Raw genomic sequence first — 16,790 nt, 5'->3', positions numbered from 1 at the left:
GAGAAATGTCTTGATGTACAAATGAATGACAAGCTTTACTTGCCCAGGCTACGCGCTAAAAAGTTGCGTTTTGTGGTGCCAGGCGAAAAACGCGAGGAGGTGCTCGTGGTTGTGATGAAAACCAGGTAAATAGTGGAACAGAAGATTCATAGAATGCTACTGGATAGTGAAATCCTGCTTGTATGCCAGGTACAAATATGCTTGCCATACCTGGCATGAGAAATGAACCTGCATGGGTGAAACAGTATTGGCAATGGCTAAAATGCCAATGTGATTTGCGCGGAAAATTTTCCGTTGATCGCGCGATCAGGCTGAGATCGCCAACCGCATTGCTGGTGCTGCATATACTTGCTTGACCCTGATTAACATCGCTCAGCAGCACACTTGATATCGCCGGAGCAAGCGTGAGCATCAGCATCGCCAACATAGCGATTCCGAAGATCAAATTGCGAGTAAATGCATGACATTTCATTGGCGGTTGTACGCGATGAATCTTTTAAAAGGATGAAAAAACTGCTGACCTGACGCAGGTTTGGAACCTGAACATCAGATCAGCTTTGCGTCAATCAGAACGCGACTTTGACGCCAACAGAAGCGGTGTAACGTGGCGCAAGTTGCACACCACGGACGTTTTGATAAATGGGGGCTTGTACAAAAGCGTAGACAGAAACAGTGTCACTCACTACGGCTAAAACACCCGGGCTGATATAGGCCAGCGTGCCTCCAGTGCTAATGGTGTCGGCGTTGTCCCCTGTGTCATGCTGTACATATTTGGCATTGAATTGCACCATAGGTTTGAATTTTTCGAAGCCGTTATAGCGTAAGCCACCATTGATATTTAATCCCGTACCTGGTTTATATTGATCGCTGGAATTGAGTGCAGTTTGCACGATTGCTTGCGTAAAATAAGACCAGTCAGTATTCAGACTATCAGCATATGAAACACCAAGGATAAGATCGGTTGTGCCTGTACCAGGCTGCAATCCACGATCAATTGGTGCCGTGCCTGGGTTTGTGGCATCGGTTGAAGTACCAGTCAAGGTATGACTGCCTGTCGCTAATTTGGCACCGAATAAGACACCGAATTTATGTGATTCAGACAAGCCGATATAACGCGCGATGATTTTGACGTCACCTATACCCGAGGTTTGTGAGTCATATTGACCGCCTCCTGCACCCGCTGTTGTGCCATCAGAGGCTGTGCCCAAAGTGCTATGGTTACGGTTGATATAGGGTACCTGAAGCTTGACTTCCCAATTGCCGCCATTCGAGTAATCCAGACCCACTGTGATGTAATTATTTTTGGTAAATTTCTCTACCTCTTGAGGCCCCGTGCTATTGACGAATTGACTGGCGACTGCGGGGTTAATTGTACTGGTTCCGGAACGCAATTGATTTTGATTCAGATAATCGTAACGCACGTCTAATTTAAAACCTGGCTGACCGGTCGTATTTGTGCCGTCCCAATCCGGACTTAAGGTGCAACCGCAGCTTGCGCAAGCATGTGCCAATACTGGAAACAGGAGAGCAATACTGGTCGCTAAAAGGCTGACTTTTTTGAGGTTCATTGTTATTCTCTGTGAATATTTTTGAAAGAGTATTGTTGTTTTTGGCTTAGTGCTGGTGCATATGTTCGTGCGTGGTTGCGGGAATAATTTCAATTCCTGGTGCCGGGTACTTTAATTCATTTTTATTTTGTCCTTCTTGTGGCAGTTGCACCCATTCCAAACTTCCTTTTTCACATTGTTGAGTGACTTTGAAATACAGTTTTCCCGGGGTGTCAGGCAGTTTTACGTGGACAGAAAATTCATCGTAGTAGGCGTCTGGCAATGGTCCACCAACCCAGCTGATTTCACGCACATCGCTGCTGATGGTTTTGCCGTGTGATGTATAAGGTGTCGCCAGTGTTTCTATTTTTGTGGACAGTTGCCATCCTGCTTTTGGCATAGGCTTGGCGCCGGCGACGTTTTCCGGAATGCTGATTTTAATTAGATTGGTAGCGCTGCCATCACAGCCATGACCGACTTTAAACGTCAGTTTTTGGTAAGCGCCTGTGGTTGCAGTAGCCTGATCGATAGTGATATGTGCAGCGGCAAGTTGGGAGAAGAATATGCCAGCAATTGTCATTGCTGCACGGCGGATGATGATAGAGTTTTTCATGATTGGACCTTCAAATAGAAAGTTGTCGAAGCCGCTGCAATACGCTGTAATTTGATATGAGCTGGCGGTGTCGGTGATTTTTTATTTTCTGCTTCAAGCAGAGCCTGATTCAAATGAAACACATAGCCATGCCATACAGCCAGCGCACACATTGCTGCCACATTAAAGCTACGTAATACGCTTAAACAAATAGCGGCATTGATACTGAATTTTGATCGTTGCGCATTCATGATCATTGTCTGCCTTGAAGGATGTTGATTAATATTGGTTAATATTGGTTAATGCTGATGTTCCGGCATAGACGTTTGAGTCAGAGGCTTGACGACGGCATTGACATTTACGGTCTCACGTTTTTTGTCTTTGTTTTCAAATACCAGGGTCAGCGGGATCACATCACCGACTTTTGCTTGCGCGTTTAAGCCCATCAACATGACGTGATAACCACCTGGTTTTAACTCCACTGTTTTATTGGCTGGCAGATCGAGACCATTGACTTCACGCATTTTCATGACGTTGTCGACCATTTCCATTTGATGTACTTCTGCCGATGCAGCAGCATTGGTATGGACTTCAATCAGGCGTGTATTTTGTGGCGAGCTTAATTGCATAAAAGCGCCAGTTGCTTTTTGTTGCGCGACCGTTGCTCTGACCCACGGATCGGTCACTTTGACTTGTGCCTGGGCGGCGAAGGCGGTGATGGAAAGAATGCTGCTGATGACAACTTGATTGAAGATTTTCATGATGTTTTTCCTTAGCTTGATTGAGTTTGAATTAAAGTACGAATGTCGGCGGCACATTGTTCAGCGCTTTGTTCGTGTTTGAAGGCGAGGCGAATCTTGTTGTTGGTATCGTAGAGGTAACTGATCGCAGTGTGGTCCATGCTATAGGAACTACCGCTGGGAACCTTTTTGTAAAAGACGCGGAATGCTTTCGCAACCGCCTGGGTCTGTTCCGTAGTGCCAAACAGTCCCAGAAATGTCGGATCAAACGCATGCATGTACTCTGTCAGCAATGGCGGGGTGTCGCGTTCCGGATCGACGGTAATAAAAACAACCTGAAGTTGCGTACCGTCAGCACCTAATTGTTGGCGTATATTGAGTGCACGGGTCAATGCCGTGGGGCAAATGTCGGGGCATTGTGTATAGCCAAAAAACAGCAATACGTATTTGCCTTTGAATTGGCTCAAAGAATAGGTTTTGCCATCTTGACCAGTCAAATGAAAATCACTGCCATAATCGGCCCCGGTAATATCAATACCGTTAAAGACTGGCGTGTTGCGTTTGCATGCGCTTAGAGATAGGCAAGCGATGCCAAGCATGCTCAGCATGCCTAGTGTGTTACGTCGTATTGAATTCATTGTTTGCTTCTGTTGCACGATGAATCCCGCTTAGCGAATCAGGATCAGCGATTGCTCGCTAGTACAAAAAACCGTTAAACCTTAAGAATGAACAATGTGCAGACGGAATTGGCATTGAATCTAAAAGATAAATTTCAGATCAAGAACTCAATTTTTGAATGAACAACGACTTATTCCCGGTTACGGCAGGTATCAGTTTATCTGTGGATGGCAGATAAACCATGACAAAGTCTTAAGCAGAGGCAGGTGGGGCGCGCGCATGCGCAGTTGCCCATGAAAACAGCGTAGTGGGGGAATGATAGAACAATGCAGGATAGGCATCATGCCCTTCTATGATCGCAACTTGCTGGCTGTCAGGGAAGGGCAATGCCAGGTTGTCAGCATGCGTAACGCAGCACTGGCAATGCTGCATATGATGCAATACCGATTGCAGCGGGTCTTTTGCTGGAAATTGGTTTTGCAGAGATGCAGATGTTACTTGATCTGATACTATTTTGGCGCCCTGGGTCGTGCAGATTTCAGCAAAGCCAGGCAAGCCAGTTTTGGCGTTCATTAAATCAAACGCTTGAGAAATCGAAGGCGCAAGCGCATTGATCAGTATCGCAAAACATGCGATCCAGATATGCCACTTGCGGGAATTCAAAAAATTTCTCATGCGCGGATTATAACCAAGACCGTGAATAAAAGTTTGAATCTATATCAATTAATAGATAAATTTGTATCTGACAACTGACATGTAATGCATGTTGCCTTGCTTTAAATATGTTTGGTTGCTTGAACTAAGCATTTTGAAAGTTTATCAAAATGCAATAATGCCGCCTGGGTTAATTCAATTTGTTTTCTCCTGCTGTCTTCGGTGTCTGTCAGCATAATCCAACCTTTTTCACGCATCGATTTCAGGCGGCTATGGAGCATGGCTGGTGATCCCAGTTCACTCTTTGCCATCATATCTCGCACTGATAAGCGTTCTTGGGTTTGCCTGGTTCTGGCGACGAGTTCCAGAATACGCTCTTCCAAAGGGTCGAGTGATGGTAGCGATGGTAAGCCACGCAAGGTTTCTGCCAATTGCAGAAATCTTAAATATATGTCGGCAGGTCGGGATGTCTGTTTCATGTTGGATGATTGCAACCGAATTGGAAAGATTAAAGCATATTATACCGATCTATTATTTAGCACATCCTGTGCCTGAAGTGCCGCCCTTACGAGCTTTTCTGCTTGACTATCTATGTCTCAATTACGCCTCAATATTGCCATGATCACGGCTACTATTTTTTTGTTTATTCTAACGCTATTTATCAATGAAATGATATTTACCCGATTTGAATTTGCGCGCGGAATTAACTGGATATATTTACCAGCTGGTGTGCGTCTTTTGAGTACCTTGTTGTTTGGTGGCGCTGGCGCTGTTGGTTTGCTGATTGTATCGTGGGCGGTTTGCTTCTTTTATTTTTTTCAGGATGATTATCTTCGCTCCTTTATGGGGGGTATCCTGGCAGCGGCGGCACCATATTTGGTATATCGGGTAGCAGAGTATTTATATGGTTTAAAAACTAATTTAATTAATCTGACGCCAAAACGATTATTGCTCTGTGTGATTGCTTATGCGTTTGCAAGTCCGTTTTTGCATCATATTTGGTTCTTTGTGCATGGTGACACACAAGATTTTTTATCGGGATTTTTTGTGATGTTCGCAGGCGACTTATTCGGGAGTTTGATCATTGTCTACGCAATGAAAGGCTTACTGAATTTTTTACCGTCGTTAAAATTGCCCCAGCAAAACTAAATTAATACTCTTTTTCCTGTAGTGCCTTTGTTTGTATGGTGGTTGCGAACTGGTGCTCAGGCATCTATCGGTTGCTATTATTTTTCTTCGTATCTATCACAAATTTTTTCCCTCTAACTTTGTGTTGATGTTCAGGACTGACTGGAATTTCTTTTCATGAACTTTGAGTTAAATGCTATGAAAATTATATCGATATGGTTATTATATCGGTTAATATTTTGTTGCTTTTTAAATTAGGTCTTAATGAGTGTATTGGTATGAGAAAACACGCTTTCAACCGTATTCATATTATTTGGGCGCCTCTGTTTTTGTTAGCATGCGGTATAAATATGGAAAAAGAAGCTATGCATCCTTCCTCGGATTCTTTAGGCGAAACAAAAGAATATGAGGCAGTTTTGACGTGTGGTTTTGATCCCATAAATCAAGTGCGGTCGGAGATCGCTATTCAATCTTGTTTCTCCGGTGGCGCAACTAATTCTGATACCAAATTCCAGATAAAGAATGCTGGTAAGTTCAGAATGTATGATGCGGTAAGCTTAAATGAGCTGGGTAAAAGAGGTAGTGATGGACGTAGCTTGCACATCGCTTTAAGTAAGCACTATGCAATACGTGCGCAAAATGCGAGTTCCGATTTTGATTTGAATCTGAAAATTATCGATTCGTCAGGAACAGTAACATTTCAAAAAACTGTAGGTAGATATGGCTTAATCGAAACTGAAAATTAAGCGAGCCACTTATTTTATCTACATTTTTTTAGTGATCTAAGCGTAAAGATAAAGTTTCAGAGACAGTTCACTATTAATCGGTTTTTCTATGCGAGTTCTCACTCATACGTGTGCTGCGATTTTTGTGCCTCGCATCATTGCAGTAAGTAACTGACTTTTCAAGGTTTTAATCATTGTGGTTTCTTCTGCTGAAACGCCATCTTCTTCTGCTACAGCACGGTCTGCATAAAAGAAGCCTAATGGTTTTTTTTGAACCACTAATGGCAAAATCATAAAACTACCTGCGTCAGGTAAAATTTCCTGGTACCACAAAGGTAGCAAGCTGCGAATTTTCGGTACGCTCGCATCGGAAATCATGACATCAACATTATTGCTCATCGCCAGATGAAATAAGTCAGCTTCAGATTTAAAAGTAAAATTAAAACCCTTCTGACGCGATGCATAATTTTCTCCGACTGCAATCCGTGATGTGTAGCGGCCACTCGTGACGTCACGTAGACACACTGTTGCAAAGCGAAACCCCATGCTGCTATAGAGCGTTTCTAACACCAGTAGGATTAAGTCATTTAATTGTAAATCTTCAGAAGCAAGCATTTGCGTAACGTCTTGCATGCCAGCTAATAGTAAATCGCGGGCATTGTAGGGTTTGCCACTCGCATAGCGGTTGGCATTTTGTTCTGGTATGGGATCAATTGTTTTCAAGAGAAATTCGCTCGGAACCCCGCTTGAATTTTTTAACTGTTCAGTATCGCTTAACCCATGTGGAAGCATAATATTCATGCTCTTGGCGAATTGCCGCGTCTCTGCCTCAATCTTGACAAGCATGGTACTTAAGGCTTTTTTGTCAATTTCGAGCACCTGACCGTATTTTTGCAAAATTGCGTCCATGCGCCCGGGAGCATTATGTTGGCCGATCATCACTATATCTGCCAATGCATCGCTAAAGCTGGCGACTTGTTTGAGCCAATCATTGCGAAGCGGTGTCTTTTGCAAATCACCATTTGGCAGCGGAGCTATTGCTTGTACGATTGCGTCTGGAATGTTCCAGCTCTGCAAAGCCATTTCTCCAAAGCGCTCAAAGCTGCAACCTAATAACATTTGCGCTGCATCGACAGAACTAGACTCCGTTGCACCACAGATTCTTTCGATTTGAGTATAGAGCAGATGATCATAAGACGCGACTAAGACACGGCCGACATTCTTAAACAAAGCTGCAATAGCTGCTTCTTCGCTGTTTTGAAAGCGTCCTTTTTGCGACATTTCCCGCCCGATAATACTGGCGCACAAAGACCGGACTAATTCTTTCCGCACACTGACTGCCTGTGTTTTGTCCTTAAAAAAATCAACCAGCAACATCGCCATAGCACTGGTCTTTACCGTATTAAAACCCAGTAAAAAAATAGAACGCGATATGGTTGTGACCGCGGCTGTTGAGCTTGTACGATATTGCACTGTATTTGATAAACGTAAAATTTTCTGCGTAAGACCAACATCGGAAAGCACAAAATGCGCTAGCTGCGCTACCGAATCCTCGCAAGAAGAAGTGATCTCGACTACCTTGGCAATTGCTATTCCCAGTGTCGGTAAATTGGTTTCTTCGTTAATTTTCCGGAGAAGACGGTCAAGTCTTGAGTCTGGCAAAGCAGGGAGCGAACTTGCTGATTCTAAATAGCCCATAAATTATGCGATTTCATCCTATGTTGGTAATCAAAAACGCTAATGTGAATTTGGGTAAAAATTTGTTCTGCGAATGTTCATCAAACGCTGATGCCCTCTAATCAGTAATGCCATTTCGACTAAAAGTCGTGATCAACATAAGCACACCGGAAGTGGACGGGGTGATAGCGGTCATGCGGTCTTGCTCACCATGCTTTATGACGTCATTCGATTATCGTTTCTAATATATCTCTAATATTGATATAAAAATTATAGCAATGACTTTAGGCACACGCAACCAAAAAGTTAGTTGTGTGTGTTGGCATTGAAACAGTAAGTGGGACGAGAATTTCCGGCAGTAGAAAAGTTCTTATAAAGCAATTTTTCAACTGGTTTGAAGTACTGAACGACCTTTCTTACATCAGAATAATGTCGTATTGCTCTTGATGAAACATGTTTTCGACCTGCAAGGAGATCGGCTTGCCGATAAAATCACCCAACATAGTCAGGTGTTGTGATTCTTCTTCGAGGAACATATCGACCACGATTTGCGACGCCATGATGCGGAATTCACGTGGGTTAAATTGTTTTGCCTCACGTAATAATTCGCGCAAAATTTCATAACAAATCGTGCGTGCCGTTTTTACCTGTCCCTTGCCTGAGCAGGCTGGGCAGGTTTCACATAAAATGTGGGCCAGCGATTCGCGAGTACGTTTGCGAGTGACTTCAACCAATCCCAATGCCGAAAAACCAGAGACTGACAATTTAGTGCGGTCGCGTGACAACGCTTTATTCAGTTCAGCCAATACCGCGGTTTTATGTTCTTCATTCTCCATATCGATAATATCGAGAATGATGATGCCACCCAGATTGCGTAAGCGCAGTTGACGTGCAATGGCGTGTGCGGCTTCCAGATTGGTTTTGAAGATTGTGTCATCAAAGTTACGCCCAGCGACAAAGCTACCGGTGTTGACGTCAATGGTGGTCATGGCTTCGGTTTGATCGATGATCAGGTAGCCGCCAGATTTGAGGTCAACCCGACGTCCTAGGGCACGTTCGATTTCTTCTTCAACGCCATACAGATCAAATAGAGGGCGCTCACCAGTGTAGTGCTGTAGCTTGGGAATCACTGATGGCATGTAGCGAACCGCAAATTCCTGCAACATCAAATAATTCTCGCGAGAATCGACCTGGATGCTGTCGGTTTCTTCATTCACAAAGTCGCGCAGCACACGTTGTGCCAGATTCAAATCCTGATGGAGCAGGGTAGTTGGCGGTTGAGTTTTGGCTAACTGGGTGATGGTGGACCAGGTGCGGCGTAAATAATCGACGTCAGCCTTCAGGTCTTCATTGGAGGCATCTTCTGCCATGGTGCGGACGATGAAGCCGCCTTTTTCATCTGGTTGTTGCAGGCCCTGTACTTTACTGCGTAAGGCTTCACGCTCTTGTTCATTCTCGATTTTTTGAGAAATGCCGATGTGAGAATCTTGTGGCAAGTAGACGAGCATGCGGCCGGCGATAGAAATCTGCGTCGACAATCGAGCACCTTTGGTACCGATAGGGTCTTTAATCACCTGAACTGTAATGGCTTGTCCGTCGAACAGCAGTTTTTCGATGGGGGTCAGCGGCGTCGACGAATTTCCCTCTGGCGGGCGGGCATCCCAGATATCGGCAATGTGCAAAAACGCTGCACGTTCCAGGCCAATATCGATGAATGCTGATTGCATGCCGGGTAGCACCCGAACCACTTTTCCGAGGTAGATATTACCAACCAGACCACGGGATAAAGTGCGCTCTATGTGTAATTCTTGAACCGCACCTTGAAAAATCAGGGCCACGCGGGTTTCTTGCGGTGTGATGTTGATGAGGAGGTTTTCGCTCATGAAATTCAGAAATTAAGGGATAAAAATTCCAGACTGACGTAACACTTTGCAAGTCTCAAATAAGGGTAGCCCCATGATGCCAGAATAACTGCCATCGATGTGGGAAATAAAGCGTGCTGCAACACCTTGGATACCATAACCACCGGCTTTATCGTAGGGCTCGGTGGTCAGGCAGTAGGCGTGAATTTGTGCATCGGTCAAAGGCGCGAAGCTGACTTCGGAGGTTTGGGTAATCGCCTCAAGTCCATGTGCATGCTGAACTGCCAGACTGGTCAATACCTGATGTGTTTTACCCGCCAGTTGAGTCAGCATCTGAATAGCTTCATCCCGGTTTGCTGGCTTGCCTAAAATCTGCTGATCCAGAACGACGGTGGTGTCGGCGGCTAAAATGGGTCTTGGGAGTAGCTTACGCATTTGCATGACCTTCCATGCCATCGCGGCCTTTTCTTGGGTGACGCGGCTGACATAGTCGTAGGGTAGTTCGCCCGGTAAGACGATTTCGGTCACATCTGGCCCGCGCGGTGCGGCATCACGCAATAGCAGTAAATCAAATTCTATACCGACCTGATGCAGTAATTCGCGACGACGCGGGCTCTTGGATGCCAGATAAATTTTATTTTCTTGATGCATATCGATGTAATTTTGTATTTATTTTGTATTTATACTCGATGATACGGATGATTCTGGGTAATTGTCCAGGCGCGGTACAGTTGTTCAGCAAGGATGACTCTGACCATTCCATGTGGCAAAGTTAAGCTGGAAATCCGTATCAGGCCATCAGCATTTGCTTTGAAACCAGCATCCAGGCCATCTGCACCACCAATGACAAATACCACGTCACGACCATCTTGCTGCCAGTTACTTAAATTTTGGGATAAGGCGACGCTGGTCCAATCTTTGCCACGTTCATCAAGTGCAATCACGCGCGCATTTTTGGGAATGACTGCTTCAATTTTGGCGCGTTCTAAAGCCATCACCGTCTCAGCGGTTTTGCTGCCGGAGCGTTCGACTGGTTTAATTTCTTTCAAATGGATGCGAATTTCAGGCGGCATACGCTTGGCATATTCTTGAAAGGCAGTTTCTATCCAGTCTGGCATTTTATGGCCGACAGCGGCGATGATGAGTTGCATGGTAATACTTTAAATAAAAATCTGTATGATGAATAAATCGAAATGACCTAACCACGATAAGTATAGCGCCAGTCAAGCAAATGGCTGCACGAGGCAGCCATTTGCTTTCTACTTAGCATGAACGCAGTATTGATTCCGTCGCTTATTCAGCTACTTTCTTACGTGCCGGACGTTTTGCTGCAGCTTGCTTTGCGGAAGCAGTAGCGGTTTTAGTCGCGGCAACTTTCACACGACCACCAGTAGGGATTTTGGCTGGTTTGGCGGCGCTACCATCTGCTGCTTTGCGTGTCGCTGGCTTACGTGCTGGTTTTGCATCACCATCGACCGCTTTGGATGCGCGTGGTTTGCGGGCTGGTTTCTTTTCATCATCCAGTGTTGTCTGAATCGCCATCATGTCATGTGTCACTTCCAGCGGTGCGGCTTTGCCAGTTGCTTTGCGTGGAGCACGTTTTGGCTTCTCTGTTTCGGCTGGCTCGGCAGCCGTGCGTTTGGACGTACGTTTTTCAGCGCCTAATTTAACAGGCTTGTCGCCCCACAGCTCTTCTAAACGATAGTAAGCGCGGATAGCTGGTTGCATGATATGGACAACCATATCACCCAGATCGACCAGTACCCATTCGCCTGTGGTTTCACCCTCGACGCTGACGATGTTGCCGCCGGCTTCTTTGACTTTATCGCGAACTGATGCAGCCAATGCCTTAGTTTGACGGTTTGAAGTACCAGACGCGACCAGAACGCGGTCAAATAAGCTAGTCAGGTGGGTAGTATCGAACAGTTGTATGTCTTGACCTTTTACATCTTCCAAAGCGTCAACGACCAGAGTTTGTAATTTTTTGATATCCATTTTTTTTAATAAATTGAATGTTGTTGTATGTAGTCTAGCACCTTGTGAGGGACTAGCAATCTCATTGTCGGGTTATGCTGTTTTAATTCAGTGCGCAGTCGGGTTGCTGACACATCGATCGCTAACTCGGGTTCCAAAGCGGTTCCTCCGTGCGATCTGGATCGTAATTCCTTACCATTCATGAGCCGGTCTTGCCATTCTTTAGCGACGTCTTGTGAAGCTATCTTTAAACTATATCCGGGTCGTGCCGCAGCACATAAATTAGCTACCTCGAATAAATCACGCCATTGATGCCAGGTATGCAGATTCAATAGCTGATCTGCTCCCATCGCAAAGTTCAGCGACGTTTCTGCTCCTAGTTCGGCACGCAGTTGTCTGAGTGTATCAATGGTGTAACTGCTTTGCTGTCGTTCTGCGCGTCGGATTTCCTGCTCGTCAATATAAAGGGGGCAGTCTGTCCAATTTTCAAAAGCCAGTTTTAGCATACTGACTCTTTGCTCTGATGTAGCCGTCAGAGCGTTTTTTTGCCACGGTTGCCCAGCTGGGATGATACGTAATTCATCCGGCTTGAGCAGTTGTGTCAGGCTGCTCGCTAAGGCGATGTGTCCTATGTGTACCGGGTCAAAACTACCACCCAATACAAGCACACAACGTGTTTTAATATTACTTATACCCATTCCCGGTGCGCCAGAAAATCGCTTGCTAACTTTGCTTCTGCACTATCAGCCACTGGTGTCCAGTTGTAGCGCCATTTAACAATCGGTGGCATCGACATCAGGATGGATTCGGTTCTGCCGCCTGATTGCAGGCCAAAATGCGTGCCGCGATCAAACACCAGATTAAATTCTACATAGCGCCCGCGTCGATACGCCTGGAAATCACGCTCTTGTTCACCATAGACTAGTGCGTGACGCTTTTCAAGAATAGGGCGATAGGCTGGCACAAAAGCATCACCAACTGCCCGCGTCATCGCAAAGCTACTGGCAAAATCGAGTTCATTAAAATCATCATAAAAAATACCACCTACACCGCGAGCTTCTTTGCGGTGCTTGAGGTAAAAGTACTCATCGCACCATTTTTTAAAGCGCGGATGTAAGTCTGCGCCAAAAGGTGAAACGGCATCTTTGCAAGTTCGATGAAAATGTCGTGCGTCTTCTTCAAAACCATAATACGGTGTTAAGTCCATGCCTCCACCGAACCACCATACGGGTTCTTGTCCTTCCGCATGGGTGATGAAGAAGCGCACATTCATGTGTACTGTTGGTGCATAAGGATTGCGCGGGTGTAACACCAGCGAAACACCCATGGCTTCCCATCTTCTGCCAGCTAATTCAGGACGGCTGGCAGCGGCTGATGGTGGTAAATTGTTCCCCATAACGTGGGAAAAATTAACGCCGCCGCGTTCAAATACCTGTCCTTCTTCAATTACGCGGGAAATTCCGCCGCCACCTTCAGGGCGTTCCCAGCTATCGGTTAAAAATCGTTTACCGTCAACTTCTTCCAGCGACGCAACGATGCTCGCTTGTAGAGATAAAAAGTAATTTTTAACAGCTTGTGTATCCGTCATTCTGTTGCCTTCATTAAAAAGCAAGACGGGCTGGACACAGTCCAGCCCCCATTATTGTACAGGACTTGAGCCGAAAAGCTCATTGATGTTAAAGCTTAGTGCTTTCTGTTGAGTGCACGCCAGCCAATATCGTGACGGTATTGTGCGCCGTCAAAGTGGATTTTTTCCACGACATCATACGCATGTTTTTGCGCCAGCTTGACAGTGTCACCCAATCCAACTACGCACAAAACACGACCGCCGTTCGATAACAAGGTTTTTTCGTTTAATACGGTGCCTGCATGAAACGTCATGCTGTCCGAAGTTTCTGCCGGAATACCGGTAATCTTATCGCCTTTGCGTGGTGTATCTGGATAACCCGCCGCAGCCATGACCACGCCCATTGCTGTGCGCCTGTCCCATTCCAGCTCTACTGTGTCGAGCGTACCATTGACGGCATGTTCCATCACGTGCAATAAGTCGGTTTTCAAACGCGCCATAATAGGCTGTGTCTCAGGGTCGCCCATGCGGCAGTTAAATTCCAGTGTCTTAGGATTGCCGTGCTCATCAATCATCAGACCTGCATAGAGGAAGCCAGTAAAGACGATGCCGTCCTTTGCCATGCCTTGTACTGTCGGGTCAATGATCTCGCGCATCACGCGGGCATGCAGTTGTGGCGTGACGATAGGGGCAGGGGAGTAGGCGCCCATGCCACCGGTATTCGGGCCTTCGTCATTGTCCAGCAAGCGCTTATGATCCTGGCTGGTCGCTAGCGGCAAAATATTTTTACCGTCGACCATCACGATAAAACTGGCTTCTTCGCCGACCAAAAATTCTTCGATGACAACGCGTGCCCCTGCATCGCCGAGTTTGTTGTCAGACAACATCATATCGACCGCATCATGCGCTTCAGTCAGCGTCATGGCAACGACGACGCCTTTGCCCGCGGCTAAGCCATCCGCTTTGATTACGATAGGCGCGCCTTTGGCGTCGATGTAATCATGTGCCGCTTGCAAATCTGAAAAAGTCTGATATTCCGCGGTCGGAATCGCATGTTTTTTCATGAACGCTTTGGCGAAATCCTTAGAGCTTTCTAATTGCGCAGCTTCTTTGGATGGACCAAAAATTTTCAGACCACGATCGCGGAAAATATTCACGATGCCGGCCGCCAGTGGCACTTCAGGGCCAACCACGGTTAAGCCTATGTGCTCTTGCTCAACAAAATCCGCCAATGCGACCGGATCGGTAATGTTGATATTTTTGAGCCGGATATCACTGGCAGTACCGCCATTACCCGGTGCGACAAAAATGGTTTGTACGCGTTCTGATTGAGCCAGTTTCCAGGCGAGTGCGTGTTCACGGCCACCCGAGCCGACAACGAGAATTTTCATATTATTCTTCTACGATGGCATTGGTATAAATTTCTTGTACGTCGTCCAGATTTTCCAGCGCGTCCAGCAATTTTTGCATTTTGATGGCGTCTTCACCGGTGAAGACGGTTTCTGCATCTGGTTTCATGAGGACTTCTGCAACTTCGGGCTTGAATCCGGCGGCTTCCAGTGCGGAACGGATATCCGATAAGCTAAAAGGTGCGCACAAGACTTCGATACCGCCCTCGTCATCCGTAATAACGTCGTCAGCACCAGCTTCGAGCGCGGCGTCCATTAGAGCGTCTTCATTGGTGCCTGGTGCAAATAACATCTGTCCGCAATGTTTGAACATGAAAGCAACCGAGCCTTCGGTGCCCATATTCCCGCCGTATTTGTTGAAAGCGTGGCGGACTTCAGCCACAGTACGGACGCGATTATCAGTCATGCAGTCGACGATCAGCGCAGCACCACCGATACCATAACCTTCATAGCGAACTTCTTCGTAATTAGCGCCTTCTAATGTGCCTGCACCGCGTTGGATCGCACGGGTGACGTTTTCTTTAGGCATATTGGCGTCGGCTGCCTTATCCACTGCGAGACGCAAACGTGGGTTGGAGTCGACATCTTCACCGCCCATACGGGCAGCAACGGTAATTTCTTTAATCAGACGGGTCCAGATTTTGCCGCGTTTTGCATCAGTCGCCGCTTTTTTATGCTTAATATTGGCCCATTTACTATGTCCTGCCATGATCGCTCTTTCCTGAATCGGCAACAATGCACCCTTGAGGTGGCAGTTTTGCCTGGCTTAGTTTGATATTGAAGACCAGCATTTTACCATATTGGCACTGCAGAAATTCTTGAAATCAATACCTTTAAGTTTGAGCTTTGCTATACATAAAAAATTTGAGCTGCTGTGAATGACGGAATTAAGACCGGGAATTCATCGTCATCAGTTTTCGATGGAAATGATTTATTTGTCAGATTAATTAATTTGAGAGCTAGTTTAGGCTGATGGTTCGTTTTTGAATAAGCGTTGAAATAGCTGTCGTAATTGATTGTCTGAGTTTTTACTTTGAAAATGTACGATCGTACCAATTGACCCCGACGTGGCTTTATTGGCGAGTTTTGGGCGCGGTCTTGCATTTTCAGCGAACTGTAGGCGAGGAGAATACATTTCCATGGTGTTTTTGCTCGTTGTAAAAGAAATACAAATTGTAAGCAAACTGACATTTGTAAATCGTTAAGCAAAGTCACATTCAAGGTGATTTTGCCCCAAGATTTGTGATGAATTGTTATATCTTTTCCTGGCGGAAATTCAACAACTATTTTTTGTTGATCTTGAGCATTTAATTAACATTTTTTGTAATTAAATCTGTTTTTGAAATATCACCTTACAATTGCGTCCATGAACGTACAATCCACTCCCTCTTTTTCGCGTCAGCATTATCTTGGCGGCTTACTGATTGCCCTGACTGGTGCTATTTTATTTTCAACCAAGGCCATTGTTGCCAAGCTGATTTATCGTTACCACGTCGATGCCGTGACTCTAATCGGCTTTCGTATGGCATTTTCTTTTCCATTGTTTGCTGTCATCGCTGTATGGCAGATGCGCAAATCACCACCCTTAGTTAAATCAGAGCGTTGGCGTTTGATTGCTCTTGGCTTGATTGGTTATTATTTATCATCATTTTTGGATTTTTTGGGATTGCAATACATTACGGCAGGCTTAGAGCGCTTGATTTTATTTTTAACGCCCTCGTTTGTTTTAATTATGTCAGCGCTATTTTTTAAACGAAAAGTGTCTACACTGGAACTAGCAGCTTTGCTGGTTAGTTACTTTGGTATTGTTTTAGTCTTTTTACATGATCTGAAATTTGGTGGTGATAAGGTCTTGCTAGGATCAGCCATGGTGCTTGGGGCGGCAATATCCTACGCTGTGTATTTGATCCAATCAGGTCAAATGGTGACGAAGATTGGCTCGCTAAGACTGGTGTCATACGCTATGTGCGTTTCCAGTGCCGCTTGTGTTGGGCAATTTTTTCTATTGCACCCCGTTTCTATGTTGATCCAACCGGTTGAGGTGTATTGGCTGTCTTTGATTAATGCCGTGTTTTGCACGGTATTGCCGGTTTTTATGACGATGATCGCCGTAAAGCGTATTGGCGCTGCGACCGCTTCACAAGCGGGGATGATAGGACCAGTTTCAACCCTATTTTTGGGCGCTTTTTTTCTCAATGAAGCGATTACGACGTGGCAATTGGGTGGTACAGCTCTGGTAATGGGAGGGATGTACTTGTTATCGAAAAAGAAGTCGTAACAAATAGCTAAAAGGGGCG

20 protein-coding genes are annotated in these 16,790 nt (G+C 45.6%); 3 read left to right on the top strand and 17 right to left on the bottom strand.

The annotated features are described in order from the left end of the window. Positions 1–55 precede the first annotated feature (55 nt). The 8 genes from ACO0KY_RS14385 to ACO0KY_RS14350 form a co-directional block, all read right to left on the bottom strand. A complete protein-coding gene (locus ACO0KY_RS14385; RefSeq protein ID WP_423047134.1) occupies positions 56–427 on the bottom strand; it encodes a DUF2946 domain-containing protein in 372 nt (123 codons plus the stop codon). Positions 428–566: 139 nt separating this feature from the next. Continuing rightward, on the bottom strand, positions 567–1,568 hold the full coding sequence (locus ACO0KY_RS14380; protein WP_423047132.1) for a TonB-dependent receptor: 1,002 nt from the start codon (positions 1,566–1,568) through the stop codon (positions 567–569). A 46-nt stretch (positions 1,569–1,614) separates the two neighbouring features. After that, positions 1,615–2,160 (bottom strand): YcnI family protein, encoded by a 546-nt coding sequence (locus ACO0KY_RS14375; RefSeq protein ID WP_423047130.1) that lies wholly within the window; start codon positions 2,158–2,160, stop codon positions 1,615–1,617. Beyond that, positions 2,157–2,390: a hypothetical protein gene (locus tag ACO0KY_RS14370; protein ID WP_423047128.1), complete on the bottom strand. Its 234-nt coding sequence runs from the start codon at positions 2,388–2,390 to the stop codon at positions 2,157–2,159. Before ACO0KY_RS14370 ends, ACO0KY_RS14375 begins: the two co-directional genes overlap by 4 nt. 48 nt (positions 2,391–2,438) lie before the next feature. After that, complete coding sequence (locus ACO0KY_RS14365; protein WP_423047126.1) at positions 2,439–2,900, bottom strand: copper chaperone PCu(A)C; 462 nt, start codon at positions 2,898–2,900, stop codon at positions 2,439–2,441. 11 nt (positions 2,901–2,911) lie between these two features. After that, entirely contained in the window at positions 2,912–3,517 is a 606-nt protein-coding gene (locus ACO0KY_RS14360) for an SCO family protein (RefSeq protein ID WP_423047124.1), read from the bottom strand. Between the two features lie 232 nt (positions 3,518–3,749). Then, positions 3,750–4,172: a DUF2946 domain-containing protein gene (locus ACO0KY_RS14355; RefSeq protein WP_423047122.1), complete on the bottom strand. Its 423-nt coding sequence runs from the start codon at positions 4,170–4,172 to the stop codon at positions 3,750–3,752. A gap of 101 nt (positions 4,173–4,273) precedes the next feature. Beyond that, positions 4,274–4,630 carry a winged helix-turn-helix domain-containing protein gene (locus ACO0KY_RS14350; RefSeq protein ID WP_186913713.1) on the bottom strand — a complete coding sequence of 119 codons (357 nt, stop codon included), beginning with the start codon at positions 4,628–4,630 and terminating at the stop codon, positions 4,274–4,276. Positions 4,631–4,742: 112 nt separating this feature from the next. Here ACO0KY_RS14350 and ACO0KY_RS14345 point away from each other — a divergent pair, with 112 nt between their 5' ends. Together ACO0KY_RS14345 and ACO0KY_RS14340 are read left to right on the top strand one after the other, a co-directional pair. Continuing rightward, complete coding sequence (locus ACO0KY_RS14345; RefSeq protein ID WP_423047120.1) at positions 4,743–5,300, top strand: hypothetical protein; 558 nt, start codon at positions 4,743–4,745, stop codon at positions 5,298–5,300. 257 nt (positions 5,301–5,557) lie between these two features. Beyond that, a complete protein-coding gene (locus ACO0KY_RS14340; RefSeq protein ID WP_423047118.1) occupies positions 5,558–6,025 on the top strand; it encodes a hypothetical protein in 468 nt (155 codons plus the stop codon). A gap of 102 nt (positions 6,026–6,127) precedes the next feature. Here ACO0KY_RS14340 and ACO0KY_RS14335 read toward each other — a convergent pair whose 3' ends face one another. The 9 genes from ACO0KY_RS14335 to ACO0KY_RS14295 all read right to left on the bottom strand — a co-directional run bounded on the left by ACO0KY_RS14335 (position 6,128) and on the right by ACO0KY_RS14295 (position 15,202). Next, positions 6,128–7,702, bottom strand: coding sequence for an HDOD domain-containing protein (locus ACO0KY_RS14335; RefSeq protein ID WP_423047116.1), 1,575 nt, complete (start codon positions 7,700–7,702; stop codon positions 6,128–6,130). A 395-nt stretch (positions 7,703–8,097) separates the two neighbouring features. Further along, entirely contained in the window at positions 8,098–9,564 is a 1,467-nt protein-coding gene (gene rng / locus ACO0KY_RS14330; protein WP_422993580.1) for a ribonuclease G, read from the bottom strand. Between the two features lie 12 nt (positions 9,565–9,576). Next, the gene (locus ACO0KY_RS14325; protein ID WP_423047114.1) at positions 9,577–10,194 is read right to left on the bottom strand and encodes a Maf family protein; all 618 of its coding nucleotides are present in this window, start codon (positions 10,192–10,194) and stop codon (positions 9,577–9,579) included. Positions 10,195–10,223: 29 nt separating this feature from the next. Beyond that, the gene (rlmH, locus tag ACO0KY_RS14320; RefSeq protein WP_423047112.1) at positions 10,224–10,694 is read right to left on the bottom strand and encodes a 23S rRNA (pseudouridine(1915)-N(3))-methyltransferase RlmH; all 471 of its coding nucleotides are present in this window, start codon (positions 10,692–10,694) and stop codon (positions 10,224–10,226) included. Between the two features lie 142 nt (positions 10,695–10,836). After that, positions 10,837–11,538: a ribosome silencing factor gene (rsfS, locus tag ACO0KY_RS14315; protein WP_186913685.1), complete on the bottom strand. Its 702-nt coding sequence runs from the start codon at positions 11,536–11,538 to the stop codon at positions 10,837–10,839. A gap of 5 nt (positions 11,539–11,543) precedes the next feature. Further along, positions 11,544–12,215, bottom strand: a complete 672-nt coding sequence (gene nadD, locus ACO0KY_RS14310) for a nicotinate (nicotinamide) nucleotide adenylyltransferase (protein WP_186913684.1) — start codon at positions 12,213–12,215, stop codon at positions 11,544–11,546. Beyond that, positions 12,206–13,105 (bottom strand): oxygen-dependent coproporphyrinogen oxidase, encoded by a 900-nt coding sequence (gene hemF, locus ACO0KY_RS14305; protein ID WP_423047109.1) that lies wholly within the window; start codon positions 13,103–13,105, stop codon positions 12,206–12,208. The genes nadD and hemF overlap by 10 nt, the downstream gene beginning before the upstream one ends. 95 nt (positions 13,106–13,200) lie before the next feature. After that, positions 13,201–14,475 carry a phosphoribosylamine--glycine ligase gene (purD, locus tag ACO0KY_RS14300; RefSeq protein WP_423047107.1) on the bottom strand — a complete coding sequence of 425 codons (1,275 nt, stop codon included), beginning with the start codon at positions 14,473–14,475 and terminating at the stop codon, positions 13,201–13,203. 1 nt (position 14,476) lies between these two features. Continuing rightward, entirely contained in the window at positions 14,477–15,202 is a 726-nt protein-coding gene (locus tag ACO0KY_RS14295) for a YebC/PmpR family DNA-binding transcriptional regulator (protein ID WP_423047105.1), read from the bottom strand. A gap of 657 nt (positions 15,203–15,859) precedes the next feature. Here ACO0KY_RS14295 and ACO0KY_RS14290 point away from each other — a divergent pair. Next, positions 15,860–16,771, top strand: a complete 912-nt coding sequence (locus tag ACO0KY_RS14290; RefSeq protein WP_423047103.1) for a DMT family transporter — start codon at positions 15,860–15,862, stop codon at positions 16,769–16,771. Positions 16,772–16,790 lie beyond the last annotated feature (19 nt).

It is taken from the genome of Undibacterium sp. Dicai25W (genome assembly GCF_049340505.1).
GTDB lineage: Bacteria > Pseudomonadota > Gammaproteobacteria > Burkholderiales > Burkholderiaceae_D > Undibacterium > Undibacterium jejuense.
Note: the sequence above shows the minus strand (reverse complement) of the source record. Positions and strands in the feature narration are given on the sequence as shown.